This is a genomic window from Cellulosimicrobium sp. GQ32 (genome assembly GCF_059758455.1).
Genome location: NZ_JCAXEP010000007.1, coordinates 220,943 through 245,553, shown reverse-complemented (window position 1 = coordinate 245,553; position 24,611 = coordinate 220,943). Strand labels below are relative to the sequence as shown.

The window sequence follows — 24,611 nt, the reverse complement described above, 5'->3', positions numbered from 1 at the left end:
TTCTCTAATCTACCAGATCCTCAGCGCCCTCTCCAACTCGGTGATCCGAGCGGATGGAGCCGGGGAACCAGCAGCCCCGATCATGTCACGGCGCGCGAGGCTCCGTGTCCTGCTCGAGGGAGACCGCCCGGGGGACCAGCCACCGTCTCGTGCGATCGAGACTCGGTGTCCGTTCCTCCCTGCCGGGCGAACGTCGAGAACACTACACGCGCTCTGCCCGGGTGCCAAATCCATGCGCTGCGCACCCCCGGTACCCGCCCGGTGGCGCCGTTCGGCGCCCCCTACGGGTCGCGACGGGCGGCCGCACGGTCCGTGTGCAGCGACGAGACGCCGAAGGGGCCGGACTGCTCGACGCGGTCCGGCCCCTTCGGTCTCAGGGCGACGTGGCTGCTCAGCCGGCAGCGGCGTCCGCGACCGCGACCCCGAGCGTCTTCTTCCCCCGGCGCAGGAGGGCGAACCGCCCGTGCAGCAGGTCCTCCGCCGCGAGGACGGCGTCCTCGCTCGTCACCTTGACGTTGTTGACGTACGCCCCACCCTCGGCCACCGCACGGCGCGCGGCCGCCTTCGAGGCGACGAGCCCCGACGCCGCGAACAGGTCGACGATCGTGTCGCCCACCTGCGCCGTCGTGCGCGGCAGCTCGGCGACCGCGGCCTCCAGGGTCCCCGCGTCCAGGCCGGCGAGCTCGCCCCGGCCGAAGAGCGCCTGGCTCGCGGCGATCACTGCCGCCGTGGCCTCCGCCCCGTGCACGAGCGTCGTGACGTCCGACGCGAGCGCGCGCTGCGCCTCGCGGGCACCGGGCCGCTCGCGCACGGCGGCCTCGAGCTCGGCGATCTCCTCGCGCGTGCGGAACGTGAAGATCTTCAGCCAGCCCACCACGTCCTCGTCCGCGGCGTTGAGCCAGTACTGGTAGAAGGCGTACGGGCTCATCATGTCGGGCGCCAGCCAGACCGCCCCGCCCTCCGTCTTGCCGAACTTGGTGCCGTCGGCCTTGGTGATGAGCGGCGTGGTCAGCACGTGCACGGCCGCACCCTCGGTCTTGCGGATGAGCTCGACACCCGAGAGCAGATTGCCCCACTGGTCGTTGCCCCCCGTCTGGAGTGACACGCCGTGCCGGCGGTACAGCTCGAGGAAGTCGATCCCCTGGAGGATCTGGTAGCTGAACTCGGTGAAGCTGATGCCCTCCTCCGAGCGCAGGCGGCGCGCGACGGTGTCCTTCGCGAGCATCGTGCCGAGCCGGTAGTGCTTGCCGACGTCCCGCAGGAAGTCGATCGCCGACAGCTCGGAGATCCAGTCGAGGTTGTTCACGAGCCGGGCAGGGTTGTCGCCCTCGAAGTCGAGGAACCGCGACACCTGCGCCTTCAGCCGCTCGGTCCACTCCGCGACGGTCTCCTTGGTGTTGAGGACCCGCTCGCCCGACTGGCGCGGGTCGCCGATCATGCCCGTCGCCCCGCCCACGAGCGCCACGGCGCGGTGGCCCGCGAGCTGGAGGTGACGCAGCACGACGAGCTGCACGAGGTGGCCGTGGTGCAGGCTCGGCGCCGTCGGGTCGAAGCCGCAGTAATACGTGATCGGGCCCTCGGCCAGCGCGGCGCGCAGCGCGGCCTCGTCGGTGGACTGCGCCACCAGGCCCCGCCATTGCAGCTCGTCGAGAACGTCGCTCACTTCTGCTCCTTCGTCGAGTGCCCGGTCCGGGCACGTGCTTCGCCGCCCGTGCGGGAGGCGGGTCCTAGTCTGCCGTGCCGCGCGGCCGTCGTCGGCCACCGCCCACGGGACGGCCGGCTCGTCAGACCGGCCGCGACGCCGTCATGGCCGCACCCCGCGGCCCGGCGGCGCGACTCATCGCGCCCTGGCGCTCACGCGGCGGTAGGCCGAGACCGTCGGGTCCCCCGCGAGCCACGAGCGCCACGGGTACAGGTCTCCGTCTCCCCCGTCGCCGGAGACGCCGACGCGCGGGCCCGTCGCGATCGCCGGGCGCAGCGTCGAGGCGGTCGCACGGTGCAGCACGAGCTCGCCCTCGGGGTTCGTCAGCTCGGCACCGTAGTGGCGCAGGTCGAGATCGAGCGCGACCGCGAGGCGCGCGGGACCCCGGGCGATCTGGCGGTCGGAGTCGCACCGTCCGGCGGCGAGCCGGCGGGACCGCGCGAGGTCGACGCCGTCGGTCACCTCGCCCGCGCGCAGCAGGACGGCGGACGCGCGGCCGACCTGCCCGCAGACCACGTTGACGCAGTGGTGCAGGCCCAGGTGCCGGTAGACGTACAGCCGGCCGGGCTCGCCGAACATCGCGCGGTTGCGCTCCGTGCGTCCGCGGAAGGCGTGAGAGCCCGGGTCTCGCTCGCCGTCGTACGCCTCGACCTCGGTGATCCGCAGGGTGACGTCGCCGTCGTCGCTGCGTCGGGTGAGGAACGACCCGAGCAGGTCGCGGGCGACCTCGTGGACGTCACGCGCGTACCACGCCCGGGCCGGGACGTCCCACGGTCCGACGGGGCGGGACTCCCCGCTCCCCGTCGTCTGCGTCACGGCGTCCGTCGACATCGCACCACCTTCCGTCGTGGGCAATCTACGCCTCGCCACCGTCACCCGAGCCCTGGCGCGACGGCCGCTCGCTCGCGCGCACGACGTTCCCCCAGCCGTCGAGGACGACGTCGGCCCGCTCTCGCGAGGCGTTGCGCGCGTAGTGCTCGCGCTCGTCGGCCATCCAGGCGAGCCAGTGCGCGCGCTGGTCCTCGCCGTCCCGGTCGAGCCCCCGGCGAAGGCGCACGTCGTCCGGGGCCTCGACCCACACGCGCAGCGCGGCGACGTCGTCCGCCTCGCGGCGACCCGCCCCGCAGCCCTCGACGACGAGGAAGGGCGCCGGGGCGACGTCGTGCCACTCGGCGAAGCGGTCGAGCGCCCAGTCGAACCGGCGGTACCGCCCCGAGCGTCCCGCCGCGAGAGGGGCGAGGACCCACTCCGCGAGGCGGCCCCACGCCGGTTCGAGCCCGCGCCAGCCCTCGTACAGGTCGTCCATGTGGAGCACCTGCGCGGGCAGCGCGTCGCCGAGCTGCGCGGCGAGCGTCGTCTTGCCCGAGCCCGCCGGCCCGTCGACCACCACGAGCCGCGTGCCCGACGGCGTCGCGCTGCCCCCCGCGGGCCCGTCGCCCGCGCGGGGCGACGGGCCGAGGCGCGGGACGGCGTCGCGCACGCGTCGCACGAGGTCCGCGAGGACCTCCCGGTCGACGCTCACGCGCGCACCCCCGGCGCGGGCACCGTCAGCACGAGGCTCGTCAGCCCTGCGCCCAGAAGCGGTACTCGGCCGAGCGCTCCTTCGCCGTCTCGAGCTGCTCGGCGACCCGGACCGGGGCCGTGCCGCCCACGGCGTCACGCGACGCGAGCGAGCCCTCCACGCTCAGCACGTCGCGCACGCCCGGCGTGAGGTGCTCCGAGATCGACGCGAGGTCGTCGTCCGAGAGGTCCCACAGCTCGATGCCGCGCTCCTCGCACGCGCGCACGCACGCGCCCGCGACCTCGTGCGCGACACGGAACGGCACGCCCTCGCGCACGAGCCACTCGGCGACGTCCGTCGCGAGCGAGAAGCCCTGCGGCGCGAGCGACGCCATGCGGTCGGTGTCGAACTCGAGGGTCGCGACCATGCCGGAGAACGCGGGCAGGAGCACCTCGAGCGTGTCGACCTGGTCGAACACCGGCTCCTTGTCCTCCTGGAGGTCGCGGTTGTACGCGAGCGGCAGGCCCTTGAGCGTCGCGAGCAGGCCCGCGAGGTCGCCGATGAGGCGGCCCGCCTTGCCGCGCGCGAGCTCGGCGACGTCGGGGTTCTTCTTCTGCGGCATGATGCTCGACCCCGTGGAGTAGGAGTCGTGCAGGCGCACGAAGCCGAACTCCTTGGTCGCCCAGAGGATGACCTCCTCCGCGAGCCGAGAGAGGTCGACGCCCAGCATCGCCGCGACGAACGCGAACTCCGCGACGACGTCGCGCGACGCGGTGCCGTCGATCGAGTTCTCGACCGGGCCGTCGAACCCGAGCTCGGCGGCGACGGCCGACGGGTCCAGGCCCAGCGACGATCCCGCGAGCGCCCCCGACCCGTACGGCGAGCGCGCGGCGCGCACGTCCCAGTCGATGAGTCGGTCGACGTCGCGCAGCAGCGGCCACGCGTGGGCGAGCAGGTGGTGCGCGAGGAGCACCGGCTGGGCGTGCTGGAGGTGCGTGCGGCCGGGCATGGCGGCGCCGGGGTGGGCGGCGGCCTGCTCGATCAGCGCGTCGACGACGTCGAGCACCAGGCCCGCGATCGTGCGCGCCTCGTCGCGCAGGTACATGCGCGTGAGCGTCGCGATCTGGTCGTTGCGCGACCGTCCCGCACGCAGCTTGCCGCCGAGCTCGGGACCGGCCCGCTCGATGAGGCCGCGCTCGAGCGCGGTGTGCACGTCCTCGTCGTCGTCGGCCGCGACGAACGCGCCCGACGCGACGTCCTCGCGCAGGCGCTCGAGTGCCGCGAGCATGCCGTCGAGCTCGTCGTCGTCGAGCAGGCCGGCCGCGTGCAGGACCTTCGCGTGGGCCTTGGAGCCCGCGACGTCCTGGCCCGCGAGGCGCCAGTCGAAGTGCGTCGACTTGCTCAGCGCGGCGAGCGCGTCGGCGGGCCCGCCCGCGAAGCGGCCGCCCCACAGGCTCACGCGCCCTCCCCCGCCGTCGGCCTGCGCCGCCGCCGCGCCGTCCTCGACGGGCGTGGTGGTCTCCGGTCCCTGCTGGTCGTGCGTGCTCACAGTGCTCCTGCCCCGAGGTCCACACCGTTGCCGAACTTCTCGTCGCGCGCGGCGGCGAGCTTCGCGGTGAGACCGTAGATCTCGATGAATCCCTTGGCCTGTGACTGGTCGAACGAGTCGCCCTCGTCGTACGTCGCGAGGTTGAAGTCGTACAGGCTCGCCTCCGAGCGTCGGCCGGTGACGGTCGCGCGCCCCCCGTGCAGCACGAGGCGCACGTCGCCCGAGACGTAGCGCTGCGTGTCGTCGATGAAGACGTCGAGCGAGCGCTTGAGCGGGCTGAACCACATGCCGTCGTAGACGAGCTCGGTCCAGCGCTGCTCGACGCCACGCTTGAAGCGGGCCTGCTCGCGCTCGAGGGTGACGTTCTCGAGCTCCTGGTGCGCGGCGATGAGGGCGATGGCGCCCGGCGCCTCGTAGACCTCGCGCGACTTGATGCCCACGAGGCGGTCCTCGACGATGTCGATGCGCCCGACGCCCTGCGCGCCCGCGCGCCGGTTCATCTCCTGGATCGCCTGCAACGGCGTCACCGCGACGCCGTCGAGCGCGATGGGGATGCCTTGCTCGAACGTGACCACGACCTCGTCCGCGACCGGCGGGAACGTCGGGTCGTCGGTGTAGTTGTAGACGTCCTTGGTCGGGGCGTTCCAGATGTCCTCGAGGAAGCCGGTCTCGACCGCGCGGCCCCAGACGTTCTGGTCGATCGAGAACGGGTTGTGCTTGGTCGTCGCGATCGGCAGGGAGTGCTTCTCGGCGTACTCGATGGCCTTCTCGCGCGTGAGCGCGAGGTCGCGCACGGGGGCGATCGTCTTGAGCTCCGGCGCGAGCGACGTCGTCGCGACCTCGAAGCGCACCTGGTCGTTGCCCTTGCCCGTGCAGCCGTGCGCAACGGTCGTCGCGCCGAACTGGCGCGCCGCGCGCACGAGATGCTTGACGATGACCGGGCGCGAGATCGCGGAGACGAGCGGGTAGCGGTCGAGGTAGAGGCCGTTCGCGCGCAGCGCGGGCATGCAGTACTCGGCGGCGAACTCGTCGCGCGCGTCGGCGACGTACGCCTCGACGGCGCCGCAGTCGAGGGCGCGCTGCCGGATGACCTCGAGGTCCTCCCCGCCCTGGCCGACGTCGACCGCGACGGCGACGACCTCGGCGCCCGTGGCCTCGGCGATCCAGCCGATGGCCACCGACGTGTCCAGGCCGCCCGAGTAGGCGAGCACGACGCGTTCAGTCATGACGGTCTCTTTCTGTGACGAGCGGGTGGGGTCCGGGGTCCAGTCTCGCAGGGCGGTCCGCCGCGCGGGGGATGGTCCGACGGCGGTCAGTCCGGCGTGCCGGGGACGGGCCCGCCGTGGGGCCCGGACAGCTCGAGGAAGCGACGCGCGAGCTCGGCACCGCCGTCGGGGTCGCGCGCGATGACGAGGATCGTGTCGTCGCCCGCGATGCAGCCGAGCACGTGCGGGAGCACGGAGTGGTCGATCGCGGACGCGAGGTAGTTCGCCGCGCCGGGGGGCGTGCGCAGGACCACGAGGTTCGCCGACGCCTCTGCGGAGACGAGCATCTCGGAGCACAGGCGCGCGAGCCGGGCCGCGAGGTACTCGGGCGACTCCGCGGTCTGCACGCTGCGGTCGCCGCCCTCCCCCGGCACCGCGTAGACGAGCGCGCCCGACGCGCCGCGCACCTTCTCGGCGCGCAGCTCGATGAGGTCGCGCGAGAGCGTCGCCTGCGTCACCGACAGCCCCTCGCGCTCGAGCTCGCGCGCGAGCTCGGCCTGCGAGTGGATCTCGGTGCGGCGCACGATCTCGGCGATGCGCGCGTGGCGCGCCGTCTTCGTGGTCGCCGTGCGGGCCTCGGTCACGACCGCTCCAGGAGGAACGTGAGCAGCGCCTTCTGCGCGTGCAGGCGGTTCTCGGCCTCGTCCCACACGGCCGAGCGCGGGCCGTCGATCACCTCGGCGGTGATCTCCTTGCCGCGGTAGGCGGGCAGGCAGTGCAGCACGATCGCGTCGTCCTTGGCGTGCGCGAGGAGGTCGTCGTTCACCTGGTAGGGCACGAACGGGAGCGCACGCTGCTCGGCCTCGGCCTCGTCCCCCATCGACACCCACGTGTCGGTCGCGACGACGTCGGCGCCCGCGACGGCCTCGACCGGGTCGGACGTGACGAGCACCGAGCCTCCGGTCTCGGCCGCGATCCGCTCGGCGTCGGCCACGAAGACCGGGTGCGGCGGGTACCCGTCCGGCGTGCCGACCCGCACGTGCAGGCCCGCGGTCGCGCCGCCGAGCAGGTAGGAGTGCGCCATGTTGTTCGCGCCGTCGCCGACGTACGCGAGCGTCTGGCCCGCGAGCGCTCCGGTGCCGCCGCGGAGCTGGGCGATCGTCAGGAGGTCCGCGAGGATCTGGCACGGGTGGAAGTCGTCGGTGAGCGCGTTGACGACCGGGACCCGGCTGATCGCCGCCATCTCCTCGATCCGGTCCTGGCCGAACGTGCGCCACACGATCGCCGACGCCTGCCGGTCGAGCACGCGTGTGACGTCCGCGACGGACTCGCGCACGCCGACCTGGGCGAGCCGGCCGTCCACGACGACCGGGAAGCCCCCGAGCTCGGCGATGCCCGTCGCGAACGAGAGCTGCGTGCGCAGCGTCGGCTTGTCGAACAGCACGGCCACGCCCTGCGGTCCGGCCAGCGGCTGACGGAACGTGCGGCTGTCGCGGAACGCGAGGCCGATCTCGAGGACCTGACGCTGCTCGGCGGGCGTGAGGTCGTCGTCGCGCAGGAAGTGCCGGGGGGCCATCAGGAGCTCCTCGTCGTGGGGGCGGTCGTGGGGGCGGTCGTGGGTGCGGGGCCCGCGGTGCCGGGTGCGGAAGGACCGGTCGGGTCCACGGTGACCGACTCGAAGAACGCGACGACGTCGCGTGCCTGGTCGGGCGTGAGGATCAGGGGTGGCGCGAGGCGGATCGCGTCGGGCGCGACGGCGTTCACGACGAACCCGGCGTCGAGCGCCGCACGCGCGACGTCCGCCGCGACGGGCCGGGTGAGCTGGACGGCGAGGAGCAGCCCGCGCCCCCGCACGCCCGCGACGAGCGGGTTCCCGGCTCCGGCGATGCCGGCGCGCAGGAGCTTGCCGACGGTCCGGACGTTCTCGAGCAGCCCGTCGCGCTCGATCACCCCGAGCGTCGCGAGCGCCGCCGCGGCCGCCACGGGGTTGCCGCCGAACGTCGTGCCGTGCTGGCCGCGGCCGAGCAGCGTCGCGGCACGCTCGCCGTACGCGACCACCGCACCGACGGGGAACCCGCCGCCGAGGCCCTTGGCGAGCGTCACGACGTCGGGCACGATGCCGCCGCCCACCTCGGGCTGCTGGTACGCGAACCACGAACCGGTGCGCCCGACGCCGGTCTGCACCTCGTCGAGCACGAGGAGCGCGCCGTGACGCGCCGTGAGCTCGCGCGCGGCGACGAGGTAGCCCGGCGAGAGCGAGCGCACGCCGGCCTCGCCCTGCACGGGCTCGACGACGAGCGCGGCGACCTCGCCGCGCTCGGCGACCACCGCGGGCGAGAAGGCCTCCTCGAGCGCGGCGACGTCGTCGAACGCGACGAACTCGACGCCGCCCGGGAGCGGCTCGAACGGCTCGCGGTAGGCGGCCTTCGACGTCAGCGCGAGCGCGCCCATCGTCCGCCCGTGGAAGCCACCCTGGAGCGCGAGCACGCGCGTCCGGCCCGTCCGGCGCGTCATCTTGAACGCCGCCTCGTTGGCCTCCGTGCCCGAGTTCGTGAAGAACACGCGCGAGCCCTCGGGCGCCTCGGCGAGCGCGAGCAGTCGCTCGGCGAGCGCGATCTGCGTCGGGGTGCCGAAGAAGTTCGAGACGTGCCCGAGCGTGCCGAGCTGGGCGGAGACCGCGGCCGTGAGCGTCGGGTGGGCGTGGCCGAGCGCGTTGACCGCGATGCCCGCGAGCAGGTCGAGGTAGCGATTGCCGTCGGCGTCCCACACGTACGCGCCCTCGCCGCGCACGAGCACGCGCTGCGGCGGGCCGAACGTGTCCATGACGGCATGCGCGTACCGGTCGGTCCACTGGGCGACGGAGCCGTCGGCCGGGGCCGTCACGGTGGTCGTCGGTGCGGGCGCGGGCGCGCCCGTCGGGTGGTCGAGGGCGTTCACGCGGCTCCTCCGGTGGTCGTGGTGAGCGCGGGTTCCGGTGCGCCCGCGGGGTCGGGGACGACCATGGTCCCGTTGCCCTGGGTGGTGAAGACCTCGAGCAGCGTCGAGTGCGGCACGCGGCCGTCGATCACGGTCGCCGCGGGGACGCCGCCCTCGACCGCCCGCAGGCACGCCTCCATCTTGGGGACCATGCCCGCGGACAGCGACGGCAGGAGCGCCGCGAGCTCGGAGCGCGAGATCTGCGCGACGAGCGAGCCCTTGTCCGGCCAGGAGGTGTAGAGCCCCTCGACGTCGGTCAGCACGACGAGCTTCTTCGCGCCGAGCGCGACCGCGAGCGCCGCGGCCGCGGTGTCGGCGTTGACGTTCAGCACCTGCGTGGGGTCCTCGAGGTCGGGCGCGATGGTCGAGACGACGGGGATGCGCCCGGCGTCGAGCAGGTCCCGGACCGCGGACGGGTGCACCTCGACGACGTCGCCGACGAGCCCGACGTCGACCGGCTCGCCGTCGACGGTCGCGTGCCGGCGCTGGGCCTGGAGCAGGCCGCCGTCCTCGCCCGAGAGCCCGACGGCGTACGGGCCGTGCGCGTTGATGAGGCCGACGAGCTCGCGCGAGACCTGGCCGGTGAGGACCATGCGCACGACGTCCATCGCCTCCGGCGTCGTGACGCGCAGGCCGCCGCGGAACTCGGACTCGATGCCGAGCCGGTCGAGCATCGCGGAGATCTGCGGGCCCCCGCCGTGCACGACGACGGGACGCAGGCCGACGCGCCGCAGGAACACCATGTCCTCCGCGAACGCGGCCTTGAGCGTGTCGTCGACCATGGCGTTGCCGCCGTACTTGACGACGACGAGCGCGCCGGCGAACTCCTCCAGCCACGGCAGGGCCTCGACGAGCACCTCGGCCTTCTGCTCGGGGCGCAGGTCGGTGCGCGTGTCGAACGCGGCGTCGTCCGGGTGGGGCGTGGGCGTGGTCGGGTCGCTCATGAGGAGTACGCGCTGTTCTCGTGGACGTAGTCGTGCGTGAGGTCGTTGGTCCAGACGGTCGCGCTCGCTGAGCCGGCGTGCAGGTCGATCTCGACGCGCACCTCGCGCTCGGCGGCGAGGTCGACGAGCTCGCGGGGCTCGCCCACTCCCCCGGCACGGCACACCTGGACGTCGTTGACCGTCACGTCGAGCAGGAGCGCGTCGAACGGCGCGACGTCCTCGGGGACGGTCCCGACGGCGGACACGATGCGCCCCCAGTTCGGGTCGTTGCCGAAGATCGCGGCCTTGAACAGGTTGGACCGCGTCACCGCGCGCGCGACGGCGACCGCGGCGTCCTCGCTGGACGCGTTGATCACTGTGACGGCGACGTCGTGGCTCGCACCCTCGGCGTCGGCCACGAGCTGGCGCGCGAGCGACGCGCTCGCCTCGGTCACGGCGTCCGTGAGCTCGTCGAGCGTCACCTCGACCCCGGACGCGCCGGAGGCCAGGAGGATCACGGTGTCGTTCGTCGACATGCAGCCGTCGGAGTCGACGCGGTCGAACGTCGTGCGGGTCGCGGCACGCAGCGCGGCGTCGGCCGTCGCGGCGTCGACGACCGCGTCCGTCGTGAGCACGCACAGCATGGTCGCGAGGCCCGGCGCGAGCATCCCCGCACCCTTCGCCATACCGCCCACGGACCACGTCGCGGCGCCGTCCGTCGCGGTGGCGTCCGTGACCTCGCGGACCACCGCGACCGTCTTGGGCACGGTGTCCGTCGTCATGATCGCGAGCGCGGCGTCACCGCCGCCGTCGACCGCGGCGACCGGGTCCGCGAGCGCCGCCGCGGCGGCGTCGACCCCGGCGAGCAGCTTCTCCAGGGGCAGCCGGACGCCGATGAGGCCCGTCGAGCAGACGAGCACGTCGCCCGCGGACGTCGCGAGCACGTCGGCGACGTGCTCCGCCGTGCGGTGCGTGTCCGCGAAGCCCTCCGGCCCGGTGCACGCGTTCGCGCCGCCCGAGTTGAGCACGACGGCCGTCGCGCGCCCGTCGCGCACGGCCTGGCGCGTCCAGGCGACCGGCGCCGCGAACACGCGGTTCGTCGTGAGGACGGCCGCGGCGACGTCGAGCGGCCCGTCGTTGACGACGAGCGCGACGTCGCGAGCGCCCGTGGACTTGAGCCCGGCGGCGACGCCGGCGGCCCGGAAGCCCTGCGGGGTGGTGACGGTCACGGGGCGACCCCCTCGGTCGTGAGGCCCGCCGTCTGCGGCAGGCCGAGCGCGATGTTCATGGACTGCACCGCGGCGCCCGCGGTGCCCTTGACGAGGTTGTCGATCGCCGTGACGGTGACGACGCGGCCCGCCGCGTGATCGACCGCGACCTGGACGAGCGCGGTGTTCGCGCCGAGCGTCATCGCCGTCGTCGGCCACTGCCCCGCGGGCAGCACGCGGACGAACGGCTCGCCGACGTACGCGTCCTCCCAGGCCTGGCGGACGCGCGCGTCGAGCGCCGCGGGGTCGAGGCGCGCGGCGTCGTCGGACAGCCGCGCCGTCACCGTGGCGAGGATGCCGCGCGACATCGGGACCAGGGTGGGCGTGAACGAGATGCTCACGGCCGGGGCCCCCGCGGCCCGCAGGTTCTGCGCGATCTCCGGGATGTGCCGGTGCGACCCGCCGACGGCGTACGGCTGCGCCGAGCCGAGCGCCTCGGAGGCGAGCAGGTGAGGCTTGAGCGACTTGCCCGCGCCCGAGTAGCCGTTGGCGAGCACCGCGACGAGGTCGCGCCCCTCGACGAGCCCGGACGCCACGCCCGGCTGGATGCCCAGCGTGACCGCCGTGACGTTGCAGCCCGGCACCGCGATGCGGCGCACCCCGGCGAGCCGCTCGCGCTGCTTCGTCTCGCTCGCGGCCGCGCCGGGCTCGTGCGTGAGCAGGAGCTCCGGCAGCCCGTACGGCCACGTGCCCGCGTGCTCCGACCCGTAGAACGACGCCCAGTCCGCCGCGGACTCCAGCCGGTGGTCCGCGCCCAGGTCCAGCACGAGCACGTCGTCCGGGAGCTGCGCCGCGATCTCGCCCGACGCGCCGTGCGGCAGCGCGAGGACGACGACATCGTGCCCCACGAGGTGCTCGACGCTGGTGGGCAGGAGCACGCGGTCGGCGAGGGATCGCAGGTGCGGCTGGTGCTCACCGAGGAGCGACCCCGCGTTGCTGTGCGCCGTGACGGCGCCGATCTCCACCTCCGGGTGCCCGGCGAGCAGGCGGAGCGTCTCCCCGCCGGCGTACCCGGACGCACCCGCGACCGCGACTCTGATCGTCATATGCATCACTATACATACTTATGCAACGGTCGGGTCGGAGGTCCTGTCGACGGTACGCGAGGTCGGGTCCGCGGTGGGGTCGAGTTTCTTGCCCGCGTGGTCGGGTCCGCGGTGGGGTCGGACCGTGTGCTCGGACTGGCGCACCGTCGCCTCGGTCTTCCGGGCGGATGTTCTAGGAGTGCGCCTTTGACGTCCTTCGCACACGGTCCGACCCCACCGCTCGTCCTGCCCGTCACCGCACGACCCGCGGCACAGGCCCGGCGGTCCCGTCCCGCCGAGAGGCGAGAAGTGGCCCCGTCATTCCCCGTTCTGAGGACCACTTCTCCCCTCTCGTCATCACGTGTACGGCTCGAACGAGGGCCGCGGACCCGACGAGCTCAGACCGTCGCCGCGCAGACGGCGCGGACGCTCGATCCCAGGACGGAGGTGTCGCGGCCGACGGTCCAGCGCGGGGCGCCGTCGGGGCCGCGGTGCTCCAGGTAGGTGAGCGCGGTCGCGGCGCTGCCGGTGCCGACGGACTGCTGGGTGAGCGAGAGGATCTCGACCGGACGGCCGAGGCGGGCGAGCGCGTCGGCCAGGGCGTCGACCGCGCCGGCCCCGGTGCCGGACGTGGTGACCTGCGCGCCGTCGACGGTGAGCACGAGGTCGAGGCGCTCGGTCCCGCCGTCGGTGCGGTGGCTCGTCCAGGAGACGGGCTCGACGGCGCCGGGTCGCGCGTAGGCCGCGTCGAACAGCGCGAGGAGCGCGTCGGACGTGACCTCGGCGCCGGTGGCGTCGGCGTGCTCCTGGACGCGGCGCGCGAGGTCGACCTGGAGGCCGCGGGGCAGGTCGAGGCCGTGGACGGAGTGCAGCACGTACGCGACGCCGCCCTTGCCGGACTGGCTGTTCACGCGGACGAGGGCCTCGTACGACCGCCCGAGGTCGGCGGGGTCGACCGGCAGGTAGGGCACGCGCCACGGCGCCACCGCGGGGTCGAGGCCCGACGCCGCGGCGTCGGCCCGGTGGCGCTCCATGCCCTTGCGGATCGCGTCCTGGTGCGTGCCGGAGTAGGCGGTGTGGACCAGCTCACCCACGTAGGGGTGGCGCGGATGCACGTCGATCCGGTTGCACGCGACGACGACGTCGCGGATCCCGTCGAGGTCGGAGAAGTCGACCATCGGGTCGACGCCCTGGGCGTGCAGGTTGAGGCCCAGGGTCACGAGGTCGACGTTCCCGGTGCGCTCGCCGTTGCCGAAGAGGCACCCCTCGACGCGCTGCGCCCCGGCGAGGACGGCGAGCTCGGCGCACGCGACGCCGGTCCCGCGGTCGTTGTGCGGGTGCACGGAGAGGATGACGGCATCGCGCCGCGCGAGGTGGCGGTCCATGTACTCGATCTGGTCGGCGTAGACGTTGGGCGTGGCGACCTCGACCGTCGCGGGGAGGTTGAGGATCACGGGGCGCTCGGGCGTCGCGTCCCAGAGCGTCGTCATGCGGTCGCACACGTCGAGCACGTAGTCGGGCTCGGTGAGGTTGAACACCTCGGGCGAGAACTCGAAGCGGACGCGCGGGTCGTCGCCGGCGTGGCGCAGCACGTCGGCCCCGGCGTCGGTGACGAGGCGCGCGAGGTCCTCGCGGTCGCGGCCGAGGACGACGTCGCGCCAGACGGGCGCTGTCGCGGTGTACACGTGGACGACGACGGGGTTGCGCAGCCCACGAACGGCCTCGAACGTGCGTGCCATGAGGTCCGACCGCGCCGCGGTGAACACGACGACCGTGACGTGCTCGGGCGCGAGGTCGGTCTCGGCGAGCAGGCGCACGAAGTCGAAGTCGGTCTGCGACGCCGACGGGTAGCCCACCTCGATCTCGGTGTAGCCCATGGCGACGAGCAGCTCGAAGAAGCGGCGCTTGCGCGCGGGGTCCATCGGCTCCGCGAGCGCCTGGTTGCCGTCGCGCAGGTCGACGGGGACCCACAGCGGCGCCTGGGTGAGGCGGCGCGAGGGCCACCGGCGGTCGGGCAGCTCCGGCACGTCGACCCGGGCGTGGACGTCGGCGTACCGGAACGAGGGCATGCGCGAGGGGCGCTGACGGTTCCAGGAGGGCCCGGCCTCGCCCCCGTCGGTCGGGAGGTCGGTCGAGGCGTCGGTCCAGGGAACGGTCGAGGTCTCGGTCGAGACGTCGGGGGTGCACGCGGCGGTGTCGGGGGCGGTCATGGTCGGCCTGTCCTTCGGGTCGCGCCCCGTGAGCACGGGGCGGTGGGCGACCGGCGCGCGACGGTTCCCCACGGCGGGGAGCCGGTCCGGTCAGACCCGCCGTGGCGCCGAAGGAGGAGCGCCGTCCAGGACATGCCGGGTACGCTAGCGCCGATCAAGTCCTCAGACAACCTGAGAGGTTTCCCATGACCGCGCTGCACCGGCGCCCCCTGGCGGACCAGGCGGCCGAGCTCCTGCTCGACCGCGTGCGCTCCGGCGTCTGGCCCCTCGACCACCGGCTGCCCGGCGAGCAGGCGCTCGCGACCGAGCTCGGCGTCGGGCGCTCCACCGTCCGTGAGGCGATCCGCCACCTCGCGGGTCGCGGCGTGCTCGACAGCCGGCAGGGGTCGGGCGTGTACGTCGTGTCGACCGACACCGCGGACGACTGGGACGAGGTGCTGCGCCGCGGGGAGATCGTCGACGTGCTGGAGGTGCGCGCCGCGCTCGAGGCCGAGGCCGCGGGCCTCGCCGCCGTGCGCCGTACTCCCGCCGACCTCCGCGCGATGACGACCGCGCTCTCACGTCGCGGGCAGGTCCCGCCGACGTCGTCGTCCGCCGAGTACGTGGACGCGGATCTCGTCTTCCACCGGTCGGTCGTCGCCGCCGCGCACAACGCCGTGCTCGGCGAGCTGTTCGCGACCTTCGTACCGCGCCTGCGTCGCGCGATGGTCGCGATGGTCGACCTCGACCGCGCGGGCGAGGCGCACCGGCACGACCAGGACGCGCACGAGGCGATCCTCCACGCGGTGCGCGACCGCGACGCCGTGCGTGCGTCCGTGGCGGCGCGCGAGCACCTCGCGGCCGTCCACGCGAAAGTCGCTGGGCGCGAGCCCGGCGCGACGGGTGGTGACCGGTGAGCGCCGAGGTCCTGTCCCTGCGCGGCGTCGACCTGGTGCGGGAGGGGCGGGCGATCCTCGACGGCGTCGACCTCGTCGTCCGGGCGGGCGAGCACTGGGCGCTGCTCGGCCCGAACGGCGCGGGCAAGAGCACTATCCTCGGGCTCTGCGGGGCGCGCCGGCACCCGACCCGGGGCACGGTCCACGTGCTCGACGAGCGCCTGGGCCGCGTGGACGTCCAGACGTTGCACCGCCGGATCGGCCACGTCGACCCACGTCACGACCTGCGCTCGCCGCTGACCGTGCTCGAGGTGACCCTGACCGGCCTCACGGGGACCGTCGACTGGCGCCCGCGCTGGCAGCCGACCCCGGACGAGGTCACCCTCGCGCGCGGCCTCGTCGCCGACCTCGGTCTCGCGCACCGCGCGCACGACCCCTGGCCGACCCTCTCCCAGGGCGAGCGGGGGCGGGCGCTCGTGGCGCGCGCCCTCCTGCCCGACCCCGCCCTCCTGCTGCTCGACGAACCGTCCACCGGGCTCGACGTCGCCGCGCGCGAGCAGCTCCTCGAGACGCTCGACGCCGTGCGCGCGACCCGGCCGCACGTCGCCTCGGTGCTGGTGACGCACCACCTGGAAGAGCTGCCGACCACGACGAGCCACGCGCTCCTGCTCGCGCGCGGCCGCGTCGTCGTCGCGGGTGCCGCGCAGGACGTGCTCGTCACCGAGCACGTCACGCGTTGCTTCGGCCACCCGGTGCACGTCGAGCGCCGGTTCGGGCGCTGGCACGCGACGGCCGGGCACGCGCGTCCGCCCCGCATCGTCGGTGAGGACGCTGCCGCCGTCGGGACGGCGTCCGGCACCGGAGCGGCCCAGGCCGCGGCCTCGGCACCCGCACGACCCTAGGCTGGGGCCATGCACGCGATCGTGGCCCGCGCGGCGGGCGGCCCCGAGGTCCTCGACTACACCGAGCTGCCTGACCCCTCGCCGGGTCCCGGAAAGCTGCTCGTCCGGTCCGCCGTGGCGGGCGTGAACTTCATCGACACGTACAAGCGCTCCGGCGTGTACGCGATGGAGTACCCGCACGTCGTGGGGAGCGAGGGGGCGGGCATCGTCGCCGGGCTGGGCGAGGGCGTCGAGGGCTTCGCCGTCGGCGACCGCGTCGTGTGGACCGAGGCGCCCGGGTCGTACGCGGACCTCGTCCTCGTGGACGCGGCGCAGGCGCTGCACGTCCCCGACGCCGTGTCGCTCGAGGACGCGACCGCCGTCGCGCTCCAGGGACTCACGGCGCACTACCTGTGCACGTCGTCGTACCCCGTGCGCCCGGGCGACCGTGTGCTCGTGCACGCGGGCGCGGGCGGCGTCGGGCTGCTCCTGACACAGATGCTCGTGGCGCGGGGCGCGCACGTGATCTCCACGGTCTCGACGCCCGAGAAGGCGGAGCTGTCCCGCGGCGCGGGCGCCGAGCACGCGATCCAGTACACGGCGTTCGCCGACCTCACCGCCGAGCTGCCCGAGGTCGTGCGCGGGCTCACGGGCGGCGAGGGCGTCGCGGCGGTGTACGACTCGGTCGGCAAGGACACGTTCGACGCGTCGCTCGCATCGCTGCACCGCCGGGGCACGCTCGTGCTCTACGGCGGCTCGTCCGGGCAGGTCCCGCCGTTCGACCCGCAGCGCCTCAACGCGGGCGGGTCGCTCTTCCTCACGCGGCCCAAGCTCGCCGACCACACCGCGACGCGCGCCGAGCTCGTCGAGCGCGCGACCGAGGTGCTCGGCGCGGTCGCGGGCGGCACGCTGCACGTGCGCGTCGGCGCCACGTTCCCGCTCGCCGACGCCGCGGACGCCCACCGGGCGCTGGAGGGCCGCGCGACCACGGGCAAGGTCCTGCTCGTCCCCGACACCGCGTGAGCTGGGACTGGGTGCCCGCGAGGCCCGGCGAGGAGGACGGGTCCGACGGCGGACCCTCCCCCGCCCTGCGCCGCGCCGTGACGGTCCTCGCCGTCCTGCTCGCCGCGGCGCTCGCCGTGTACTGGGTGACGGTCGGGCTGCGCCAGCAGGCGGACGCGTGCGTCGCCGACCGCCCCGACGGCGTCGCGATCCGTGACGTCGACGCGCGGTGGCGCTGGGTCCCACCGGGCTACGAGTGCGTCTACGCGACGGCCGAGGAGGACGTGACGCGCGCCTGACCGACGTGACCGCTGCTCGCGCGCCGTCCGAGCGTCAGCGCGGCACGACGGGCGACGAGGCGTGCAGGTGGTCGACCGGGCCCCGGCCCGTCCCGACGCGCAGCGCCGCGCCGCCACGCAGCGCACCGGTGAGCCACTCCTTGCCCTCGCGCGCCGCGTCCTCCCAGCTCTCGCGCTGGGGCCGCAGGGCAGCGAGCGCCGCGGAGAGCGAGCACCCGGTGCCGTGCGTGTGGGGCGTGTCCACGCGCTCCGCGTCGAACGTCGTGACGGTCGGCACCCCGTCCGCCGACGGAGCAGACGGCACGACGAGGGCGTCCGGCGACGTCGCGCCGGTGAGGTGGCCGCCCTTGAGCAGCACGACGGCGCCGCTCGCCGTCGCGTAGGACGCGGCCTGCGCCAGCGCGTCGTCCCACGTCGTCGCGACGTCGCGTCCCGCGAGGACGGCGAGCTCGGGCAAGTTGGGCGTCACGACGTCGGCCCGGGCCGCGAGGTCGCGCACGGCCTGCTCCGCACCCGGGTCGAGCAGTCGGTGCCCCGACGTGGCGACCATGACGGGGTCGAGCACCACCCAGGGCCGCGGGACCCCGGCGTCGGACCGGGCCGCGGCGAGAGCGTCGAGCCATGCCCCGATCTCGCGCGCGTTCGCCTCGTCGGCGACCATGCCGATCTTCACGGCGTCGATCTCGACGTCGTCGGACACCGCGTCGAGCTGCGCGCGCAGGAACGCGGGGCCGGGAACGTGCACGGACCGCACGCCGTGCGTGTTCTGCGCGACGAGCGCCGTCGTGACGGCCATGCCGTAGGCGCCGTGGGCGGCGAAGGACTTGAGGTCCGCCTGGATGCCCGCCCCCCCGGTCGGGTCCGTCCCGGCGATCGACAGGACGCGCGGCCGCGAGGGCCGGGCGCCGGTGTCGACGTCCGGACCGGGCGTGCGGCCGGCCTCGGGCCGGGGGGCGCTGTCGCGCCGGGGAGCGGGGTCGTGCTGGGGCAGGGCGAGCGTCATCGCCGGACATCCCTTCGCTGGTACGAGCCAGAGCAGGTTCGACGGGTCTCATCTCAGCCCTCGGCGGGGCACCCCGTGTCGCGCGCCATGCTACGTCCTGCGCGCCCGAGGGTTTCACCCGGTCTCGCGCGCGAGAACGCGTGCGCGACCGCGTCCTCCTGGGTATGCCGCACCACCGACCTTCCCGCCGCCCCGTGCCGGGCTCCTCCGCGACGCCGCTGCGCCCTCCGGTCCCCGCCCGCTGGTCGACCGTCGACCGCCGCGGGCGCCGCGTCGTGCTGGCCGGCGTCCTGACGCACGACGACGGCGACCGCGTCGCGTTCGAGCACGTCCACCCCGTGCGCGGCGTGTGGCACGTCTGGGTCGACCGTGCGGCGGTCGTGCTCGACGCACCCTGACGGACGGGACGTCAGCCCTGGTGGATCGCCTCGCCCGCGATCTCGAGGCCGATCTTCTTGCCCACGAGGAACCCGCCGGTCTCGAGGAGCACGTTCCAGACGAGGCCGAAGCTCTCCCGGTCGATCTCGCCCGCGGCGTGGAAGCCGAAGATGTCCCGGCCGTACGGGTCGCGGCGCGCGCCCCCGTACTGCATCGAGAGGACGGTCCGGTGGGTGACGCCCCGGACGGTGAGCAGCCCGTGGACGAGGAACCGCCCCGACTGCGCGGCCCGGGGCTGCACGCGCTCCGGCGCGAGCTCCGCGCGCTCGGGCGAGCGGTTCCGCAGTCGCGCCCACGCGAGGATCTGGTCCTGCTGCTCGCCCTGCCAGTCGACCGAGGTGCTGCGGAACTCGATCGTCGGGTACGCGTCCACGTCGAGGAAGTCGGGGCTGCGCAGGTGCGCGTCGCGCTCCTCGTGGTGCGTCGTGAGGCTCGCGGTCTCGATGGTCGCGGAGACGGCCGACGCGCACGGGTCCGCACCGACCAGGATCGTCGCGCGCGCCCGGGTGAACTCCCCCGCACGGGCGACACCATCATGTGCATCCCGGTGAACCCGATGCGCTTGTGCGCCTCGTCGAGGGCGTAGGTGCCGGCCTCGGGGACGGTCAGGCCGTTCCACTGTCGGACAGGGCGTGCGGTCGTCATACGTCGCTCCCGGGCGTCGTCGAGCCGCGACGTCGGTGTCCGCCCGGTACTGGTCAGGTGTCCAGGACAGCATCCCCGATGACTGAGTGAAGCTTCAACTAGATGCCGGGTGATCTCCTCCTCGTGCCCGCGGTCCACGGCTCCGCAAGTCACCCCCAGGACGCGCGAGCGCCGCCCGACCGGTGAGGTCGGGCGGCGCTGCGGGTCCGGAGTGCGACGGGCCTGCGACGCGTCCGGTGCGCGACGCCGCGGAGCGTGCCACGACCGGTCGCCCAGAGGTCAGCGGGCCGGGAGCTCTCCCGGCATCGGGTCGTCCGCGCCCCAGCGGGTCACGCGCAGCCGGCGCGCGTCGGGGCCCGGCAACGAGTCCCCGCGGCGCGCGGCCTCGTCCGCCGCGGCCCGCAGGGACTCCGGAGAGTCGTGCGTCACGCGGACGAACGCGCCCGAGAACGCGTCGAGCTCGCCCCGGGCGATCGCGACGACCATCTCGACCGTGCGCTCGACCGGGGTCCACTCGGTGCGGCCCTCGTGCATGGCCATCGACGCGGTCATGTCGGTCTGCACCACGCCGGGCGAGACCTCGAACGTGCGCAGCCCACGCGCGTGGCCGGAGCGGTGGAGGTTCGCCCCCAGCCGGAGCAGCGCCGTCTTGCTCGCGTTGTACGCGCTCGCGCCGTCCATGTCGTGCGAGCCCGCGCCGCTGTTGAGGTCGACGACGCGGCCCCCGCCGCGCGCGAGCATCCCCGGCACCACGGCGCGCGCGAGGAGGAACGGGCCGCGCACGTTGGTCTCGACGATCGCCCACCACTCGTCGGGGTCGGCCTCCCAGAGCGGCACCTCGGCGTCGACCCGACCCGCGTTGTTGACGAGGAGGTCGACGCCCCCGAGCTCGCCCTCCGCCTCGGCGACGGCGGCCGCGACGGCCGCGGCGTCGGTGACGTCCGCCGTCACCACGACCGCACGCCCGGCACCGCTGCCGTCGAGCGCCGCGATCTCGTCGGCCACGCCCGCGAGCCGGTCCGCGTCGCGCGCGAGGAGCGCGACGTCGAGGCCGGCCGCAGCGAGACCGACGGCGATCGCGCGGCCGATGCCGCGCGACGCGCCGGTGACGAGCGCCGTCCGTGCGGCATCGACGGCGGCCGGGCCCTCCGCGCTCACGCCCGCAGCTCCGCGCCGACGCGCTCGCGCGCCGACGCCACGGCGCCCTCGCGGACGCGCGCGACGTCGTCGGCGGTGAGCGTGCGGTCCGCCGCGCGCAGCCGCAGCGAGAACGCCAGCGACTTGCGGCCCGCGCCGACCTGCTCGCCGGTGAAGACGTCGAAGAGCGCGATCTCCTCGACCAGGTCGCCGGCACCCTCGACGATCGCGTCGCGCAGCGCCTGCGCGGTCACGTCGGCGTCCACCACGAACGCGAGGTCCTCCTTGGCCGCAGGGAAGCCCGAGACGGGCTTCGCCTGCACCGGCGCGTCGGACGAGCCCTCCACGAGCGCGGTGAGGTCGACCTCGAACGCCACCGCACGCGCGGGAAGGCCCAGGTTCTCGACCACCTTGGGGTGCAGCTCACCCGCGTGCCCGACGACCGTCCCGTCCGCGAGCTCGAGGCGCGCGCAGCGCCCCGGGTGGAACGGTGCCCGCGCGGTGTCGGCGACCACGGTCACGTCCGCGTCGCCCCGGAGGCCCGCGCGTTCCACGACGCGTCGCGCCGCGGCGAGCGCGTCGGTCCAGTCCGCCGCGCGGCCCGGACCCCACCAGCCGGCACGCTCGCGGCGCCCGACGAGGACGCCGGCCACGTGGCGCGGCTGCGACGGCAGCGCGGCATCGATCGCAGCGAGCTCCTCGTCGCTCGGCCGGACACCGCCCGGCAGGGCGGGTGCGGCAGGCGCGTCGGGCCGCGGGTGCGTGACGAGGCCGATCTCGAAGAGCGCGACGTCGCCCAGCCCCCGGCCGACGTTGCGGCGCGTGGTCTCCAGCAGCGTGCTCAGCAGGTCCGTGCGCATCAGCGGGCGGTCGTCGGCGAGCGGGTTGAGCAGGCGCAGCGCACGTCGGCGGGCGTCGTCCGCGGGCAGGCGCAGCGCGTCGAGCTCCGCGGTGCCGACGAACGGGTAGCTCAGCGTCTCGACGAACCCGTCCTCCGCGAGCGCCCGCGCGACCGACCGTCGAACGCGCTGCTCGCGCGTGAGCCCGCGACCGCCGGGCGCCGCGGGCAGCAGGGACGGGATCTCGTCGTAGCCGACGAGGCGCGCGACCTCCTCCACGAGCTCGGCCGGCTCCGTGAGGTCGGGGCGCCACGACGGCGGGGTGACCACGAGCACGCCCGTGGCCTCCGTGCCGTCCGCGTCGACCGTGCACCCGATCGCGCCGAGCGTGCCGACGACCTGCTCCAGCGTGTACGGCACGCCGACGAGGCGCTCGGCCTCCCCGACCGGGAGGCGGATCGCGGTGGGCGCCGGGACCCGGTCGAGATCGCTCACCGCGTCGTCAGCCGTGCCGCCGCCGAGCTCGACGAGCAGGTCGACGACGCGCTGCGCCGCGACCGCGGGAAGGAGCGGGTCGACGCCGCGCTCGAACCGCTTCGCCGCCTCGCTCGACAGCTTGTGGCGGCGCGACGTGCGCGCGACCGTCACCGGGTCGAAGTGCGCGGCCTCGACGAGCACGGCCGTCGTCGTCGGGCCGACCTCCGAGGAGGCACCGCCCATGACGCCCGCGAGCCCGAGCACACGGGAGGCGCGCACGCCGTCGGGGCTGTCCGTGATGAGCAGGTCCTCGGGGTCGAGGGCACGGTCGACGTCGTCGAGCGTCGTGAGCCGCTCCCCCGACGCCGCGCGTCGCACGACGATCGGCGCCGCGACCTTCTCGAGGTCGTACGCGTGCAGCGGCTGGCCCAGGTCGAGCATGACGTAGTTCGTCACGTCGACCGCGAGTGAGATCGGGCGCATGCCCGACGCCGTGAGGCGGCGCTGCATCCACGCGGGCGTCTGCGCCGCGGGGTCGATCCCGCGCACGACGCGCGTCACGAAGCGGTCGCACCCGACGACGCCGTGGACCGGCGCCGCGTCGTCGACCTCGACGGGGAAGCCGTCGGGAGTCGCCGCGGGCGGCGGCGTGGACAGCGAGCCCGGCAGGCCAGGGTCCGTGAAGCGCGCGCCCGTCGAGTGCGAGAACTCGCGCGCGACACCACGGTAGGAGAACGCGTACCCGCGGTCGGGCGTCACGTTGATCTCGAGCACCTCGTCGCCGAGCCCGAGCAGCGCGACCGCGTCCTGCCCCGGGGACAGGTCCTCGGCCGCATACCCGAGCCGCGGCAGCACGATGATGCCGTCGTGGTCCTCGCCGAGCCCGAGCTCGCGCTGCGAGCAGATCATGCCGTCGGACACGTGCCCGTAGGTCTTGCGGCTCGCGATGGGGAACGGCCCGGGCAGCACGGAGCCCGGCAGCGCGACGACGACGAGGTCGCCCGGCGCGAAGTTGTGCGCGCCGCACACGATGCCGCGCGCACCACCCGTCGGCACCTCCGCAGGATCCACGCCCTTGATCTCGGCGGCGTTGTGCTCCGGGCCGACGTCGACCAGGCACCAGTTGATCGTCTTGCCGTTCTTCTGCGGCTCGGGCGTCATCTCCAGGACGCGCCCGACGACGAGGGGACCTGTCACGGCCGCGCCATGGATCGCCTCCTCCTCCAGGCCGACGCGGACGAGGTCGGCGGCGAGCCGCTCGGCGGTGAGCCCCGCGGGCAGCTCGACGTGGTCGCCCAGCCAGTCGATGGCGACGTAGGGCATCAGATCTCCGTTCCGAACTGGGCGGAGAAGCGCGCGTCGCCCTCCACCATGTCGTGCATGTCCGCGATCCCGTGGCGCAGCATGAGCGTGCGCTCGATGCCCATGCCGAACGCGAAGCCCGAGTACACGTCGGGGTCGACGCCGACGGACCGCAGCACGTTCGGGTTGACCATGCCGCAGCCGCCCCACTCGATCCAGCCGGGGCCGCCCTTCTTCTGCGGGAACCACAGGTCCATCTCGGCGCTCGGCTCGGTGAACGGGAAGTAGCTCGGGCGCAGGCGCGTGCGCGCCTCGGGACCGAACATGGCGCGCGCGAAAGCGTCGAGCGTCCCCAGGAGGTTCGCCATGGTCAGTCCCTCGTCGATCGCGAGCCCCTCGACCTGGTGGAAGACGGGCGTGTGGGTCGCGTCGAGCGCATCGGTGCGGAACGTCTTGCCCGGGCACGCGACGTACAGCGGCACGCCGCGCTCGAGCAGCGAGCGCGCCTGGACGGGCGACGTGTGGGTGCGCAGCACGAGGTTCGACGGCGCCGCAGCGCCCTCGGAGCCGCCCGCTCCGGCCACGTAGAACGTGTCCTGCATCTGCCGCGCCGGGTGGTCGACGCCGAAGTTCAGCGCGTCGAAGTTGAACCACTCCGCCTCGACCTCGGGGCCCTCCGCGATCTCCCAGCCGAGGCCGACGAAGAAGTCGGCCACGCGCTCCTGGAGCGTCTCCAGCGGGTGCCGTGCGCCCGACGGCACGCGGTCGACCGGGAGCGTGACGTCCACCGCCTCCTCGACGAGCACGCGCTCGTCGCGCTCGGCCTCGAGCTCGGCCTGGCGCGCGGCGAGCGCCTGGTTCACGCGGCCGCGGAGCGGACCGAGGAGCTTGCCGGCGGTCTTCTTGTCGGCAGGCGCGAGCGAGCCGATCTGGCGGTTCGCGAGCGCGAGGGCGCTGCGGTCCCCCGTGTGCTCAGTGCGCACGAGCTTGAGCGCGTCGAGGTCGCCGGCCCCGGCGATCGCGGCGAGGGCGGCGTCGAGCGCGCGCTGGAGCGCGTCGGCGTCGAGCGGGGAGGGAGCGGTCGGGGTGTCCGGGCCGCCGTCCCCCGTGACGGGGGTGACGACGTCGGCGTCAGGGCTGGACATGCGTGCCTTCCTGGCGAGGGCGGGACTGCGGGAGCGGGCGACGACCCGGGCAGGACCCTCAGGGGTGGCCTGGACCGGTGTCGCCTCGCGGGGCGCGACGCACGGGGCGCGCGCGGGCGCGCGCTCGTGCGCGCGTCGCGGTCATTCTAGGGCGCCCGTCCCGGACCGGTCCGTCCCGCCTCAGGCGGCAGGTGTGCACGCGTCAGTCG

The 24,611-nt window shown here is 74.7% G+C and carries 22 protein-coding genes and 1 riboswitch; of the genes, 5 read left to right on the top strand and 17 right to left on the bottom strand.

Annotation, left to right across the window (positions count from 1 at the left end; translation table 11 throughout):
* Positions 1-391: 391 nt before the first annotated feature.
* The 12 genes from tyrS to AC6CH9_RS13670 all read right to left on the bottom strand — a co-directional run bounded on the left by tyrS (position 392) and on the right by AC6CH9_RS13670 (position 14,359).
* Positions 392-1,663 carry a tyrosine--tRNA ligase gene (gene tyrS / locus AC6CH9_RS13725; protein WP_498155372.1) on the bottom strand — a complete coding sequence of 424 codons (1,272 nt, stop codon included), beginning with the start codon at positions 1,661-1,663 and terminating at the stop codon, positions 392-394.
* Positions 1,664-1,837: 174 nt separating this feature from the next.
* Positions 1,838-2,533, bottom strand: a complete 696-nt coding sequence (locus AC6CH9_RS13720; protein WP_498155371.1) for a DNA-3-methyladenine glycosylase — start codon at positions 2,531-2,533, stop codon at positions 1,838-1,840.
* A gap of 25 nt (positions 2,534-2,558) precedes the next feature.
* Positions 2,559-3,224, bottom strand: coding sequence for a uridine kinase family protein (locus tag AC6CH9_RS13715; protein ID WP_498155370.1), 666 nt, complete (start codon positions 3,222-3,224; stop codon positions 2,559-2,561).
* A gap of 40 nt (positions 3,225-3,264) precedes the next feature.
* Positions 3,265-4,752, bottom strand: a complete 1,488-nt coding sequence (argH, locus tag AC6CH9_RS13710; RefSeq protein WP_498155369.1) for an argininosuccinate lyase — start codon at positions 4,750-4,752, stop codon at positions 3,265-3,267.
* Positions 4,749-5,978 (bottom strand): argininosuccinate synthase, encoded by a 1,230-nt coding sequence (locus AC6CH9_RS13705; protein WP_087471855.1) that lies wholly within the window; start codon positions 5,976-5,978, stop codon positions 4,749-4,751. Before AC6CH9_RS13705 ends, argH begins: the two co-directional genes overlap by 4 nt.
* Positions 5,979-6,064: 86 nt before the next feature.
* Positions 6,065-6,601 (bottom strand): arginine repressor, encoded by a 537-nt coding sequence (locus tag AC6CH9_RS13700; protein WP_253051413.1) that lies wholly within the window; start codon positions 6,599-6,601, stop codon positions 6,065-6,067.
* Positions 6,598-7,533: an ornithine carbamoyltransferase gene (gene argF / locus AC6CH9_RS13695; protein ID WP_498155368.1), complete on the bottom strand. Its 936-nt coding sequence runs from the start codon at positions 7,531-7,533 to the stop codon at positions 6,598-6,600. Before argF ends, AC6CH9_RS13700 begins: the two co-directional genes overlap by 4 nt.
* On the bottom strand, positions 7,533-8,840 hold the full coding sequence (locus AC6CH9_RS13690) for an acetylornithine transaminase (RefSeq protein WP_498155382.1): 1,308 nt from the start codon (positions 8,838-8,840) through the stop codon (positions 7,533-7,535). The genes argF and AC6CH9_RS13690 overlap by 1 nt, the downstream gene beginning before the upstream one ends.
* Before the next feature lie 50 nt (positions 8,841-8,890).
* Entirely contained in the window at positions 8,891-9,877 is a 987-nt protein-coding gene (gene argB / locus AC6CH9_RS13685; protein WP_498155367.1) for an acetylglutamate kinase, read from the bottom strand.
* On the bottom strand, positions 9,874-11,085 hold the full coding sequence (gene argJ / locus AC6CH9_RS13680; protein WP_498155366.1) for a bifunctional glutamate N-acetyltransferase/amino-acid acetyltransferase ArgJ: 1,212 nt from the start codon (positions 11,083-11,085) through the stop codon (positions 9,874-9,876). Before argJ ends, argB begins: the two co-directional genes overlap by 4 nt.
* Positions 11,082-12,176, bottom strand: a complete 1,095-nt coding sequence (gene argC / locus AC6CH9_RS13675) for an N-acetyl-gamma-glutamyl-phosphate reductase (RefSeq protein ID WP_498155365.1) — start codon at positions 12,174-12,176, stop codon at positions 11,082-11,084. The genes argJ and argC overlap by 4 nt, the downstream gene beginning before the upstream one ends.
* A 371-nt stretch (positions 12,177-12,547) precedes the next feature.
* The gene (locus tag AC6CH9_RS13670) at positions 12,548-14,359 is read right to left on the bottom strand and encodes a 2-isopropylmalate synthase (RefSeq protein ID WP_498155364.1); all 1,812 of its coding nucleotides are present in this window, start codon (positions 14,357-14,359) and stop codon (positions 12,548-12,550) included.
* A 185-nt stretch (positions 14,360-14,544) separates the two neighbouring features.
* Here AC6CH9_RS13670 and AC6CH9_RS13665 point away from each other — a divergent pair, with 185 nt between their 5' ends.
* Genes AC6CH9_RS13665 through AC6CH9_RS13650 form a run of 4 tightly spaced genes read left to right on the top strand, consistent with a single transcriptional unit; the run spans position 14,545 to position 17,416 of the window.
* A complete protein-coding gene (locus tag AC6CH9_RS13665) occupies positions 14,545-15,255 on the top strand; it encodes a FadR/GntR family transcriptional regulator (RefSeq protein WP_498155363.1) in 711 nt (236 codons plus the stop codon).
* Entirely contained in the window at positions 15,252-16,136 is an 885-nt protein-coding gene (locus AC6CH9_RS13660; protein ID WP_498155362.1) for an ABC transporter ATP-binding protein, read from the top strand. Before AC6CH9_RS13665 ends, AC6CH9_RS13660 begins: the two co-directional genes overlap by 4 nt.
* Positions 16,137-16,145: 9 nt before the next feature.
* Positions 16,146-17,138: a quinone oxidoreductase family protein gene (locus tag AC6CH9_RS13655; protein WP_498155361.1), complete on the top strand. Its 993-nt coding sequence runs from the start codon at positions 16,146-16,148 to the stop codon at positions 17,136-17,138.
* 11 nt (positions 17,139-17,149) lie between these two features.
* Entirely contained in the window at positions 17,150-17,416 is a 267-nt protein-coding gene (locus AC6CH9_RS13650) for a hypothetical protein (protein ID WP_498155360.1), read from the top strand.
* A 34-nt stretch (positions 17,417-17,450) separates the two neighbouring features.
* On the opposite strand, the gene thiD is transcribed toward AC6CH9_RS13650, so the two are convergent.
* Entirely contained in the window at positions 17,451-18,419 is a 969-nt protein-coding gene (gene thiD, locus AC6CH9_RS13645; protein ID WP_498155359.1) for a bifunctional hydroxymethylpyrimidine kinase/phosphomethylpyrimidine kinase, read from the bottom strand.
* A riboswitch (TPP riboswitch) is annotated at positions 18,412-18,505 on the bottom strand. It overlaps the preceding gene by 8 nt.
* A gap of 108 nt (positions 18,506-18,613) precedes the next feature.
* Between thiD and AC6CH9_RS13640 the strand changes: the two genes are divergently transcribed.
* Positions 18,614-18,817, top strand: coding sequence for a hypothetical protein (locus AC6CH9_RS13640; protein WP_498155358.1), 204 nt, complete (start codon positions 18,614-18,616; stop codon positions 18,815-18,817).
* 11 nt (positions 18,818-18,828) lie between these two features.
* On the opposite strand, the gene AC6CH9_RS13635 is transcribed toward AC6CH9_RS13640, so the two are convergent.
* The 4 genes from AC6CH9_RS13635 to pheS form a co-directional block, all read right to left on the bottom strand.
* Entirely contained in the window at positions 18,829-19,575 is a 747-nt protein-coding gene (locus AC6CH9_RS13635) for a YceI family protein (RefSeq protein WP_498155357.1), read from the bottom strand.
* Between the two features lie 206 nt (positions 19,576-19,781).
* A complete protein-coding gene (locus AC6CH9_RS13630; protein ID WP_498155356.1) occupies positions 19,782-20,660 on the bottom strand; it encodes an SDR family oxidoreductase in 879 nt (292 codons plus the stop codon).
* The gene (gene pheT, locus AC6CH9_RS13625) at positions 20,657-23,278 is read right to left on the bottom strand and encodes a phenylalanine--tRNA ligase subunit beta (RefSeq protein ID WP_498155355.1); all 2,622 of its coding nucleotides are present in this window, start codon (positions 23,276-23,278) and stop codon (positions 20,657-20,659) included. Before pheT ends, AC6CH9_RS13630 begins: the two co-directional genes overlap by 4 nt.
* Positions 23,278-24,402: a phenylalanine--tRNA ligase subunit alpha gene (pheS, locus tag AC6CH9_RS13620; protein ID WP_498155354.1), complete on the bottom strand. Its 1,125-nt coding sequence runs from the start codon at positions 24,400-24,402 to the stop codon at positions 23,278-23,280. The genes pheT and pheS overlap by 1 nt, the downstream gene beginning before the upstream one ends.
* Between the last annotated feature and the right edge of the window lie 209 nt (positions 24,403-24,611).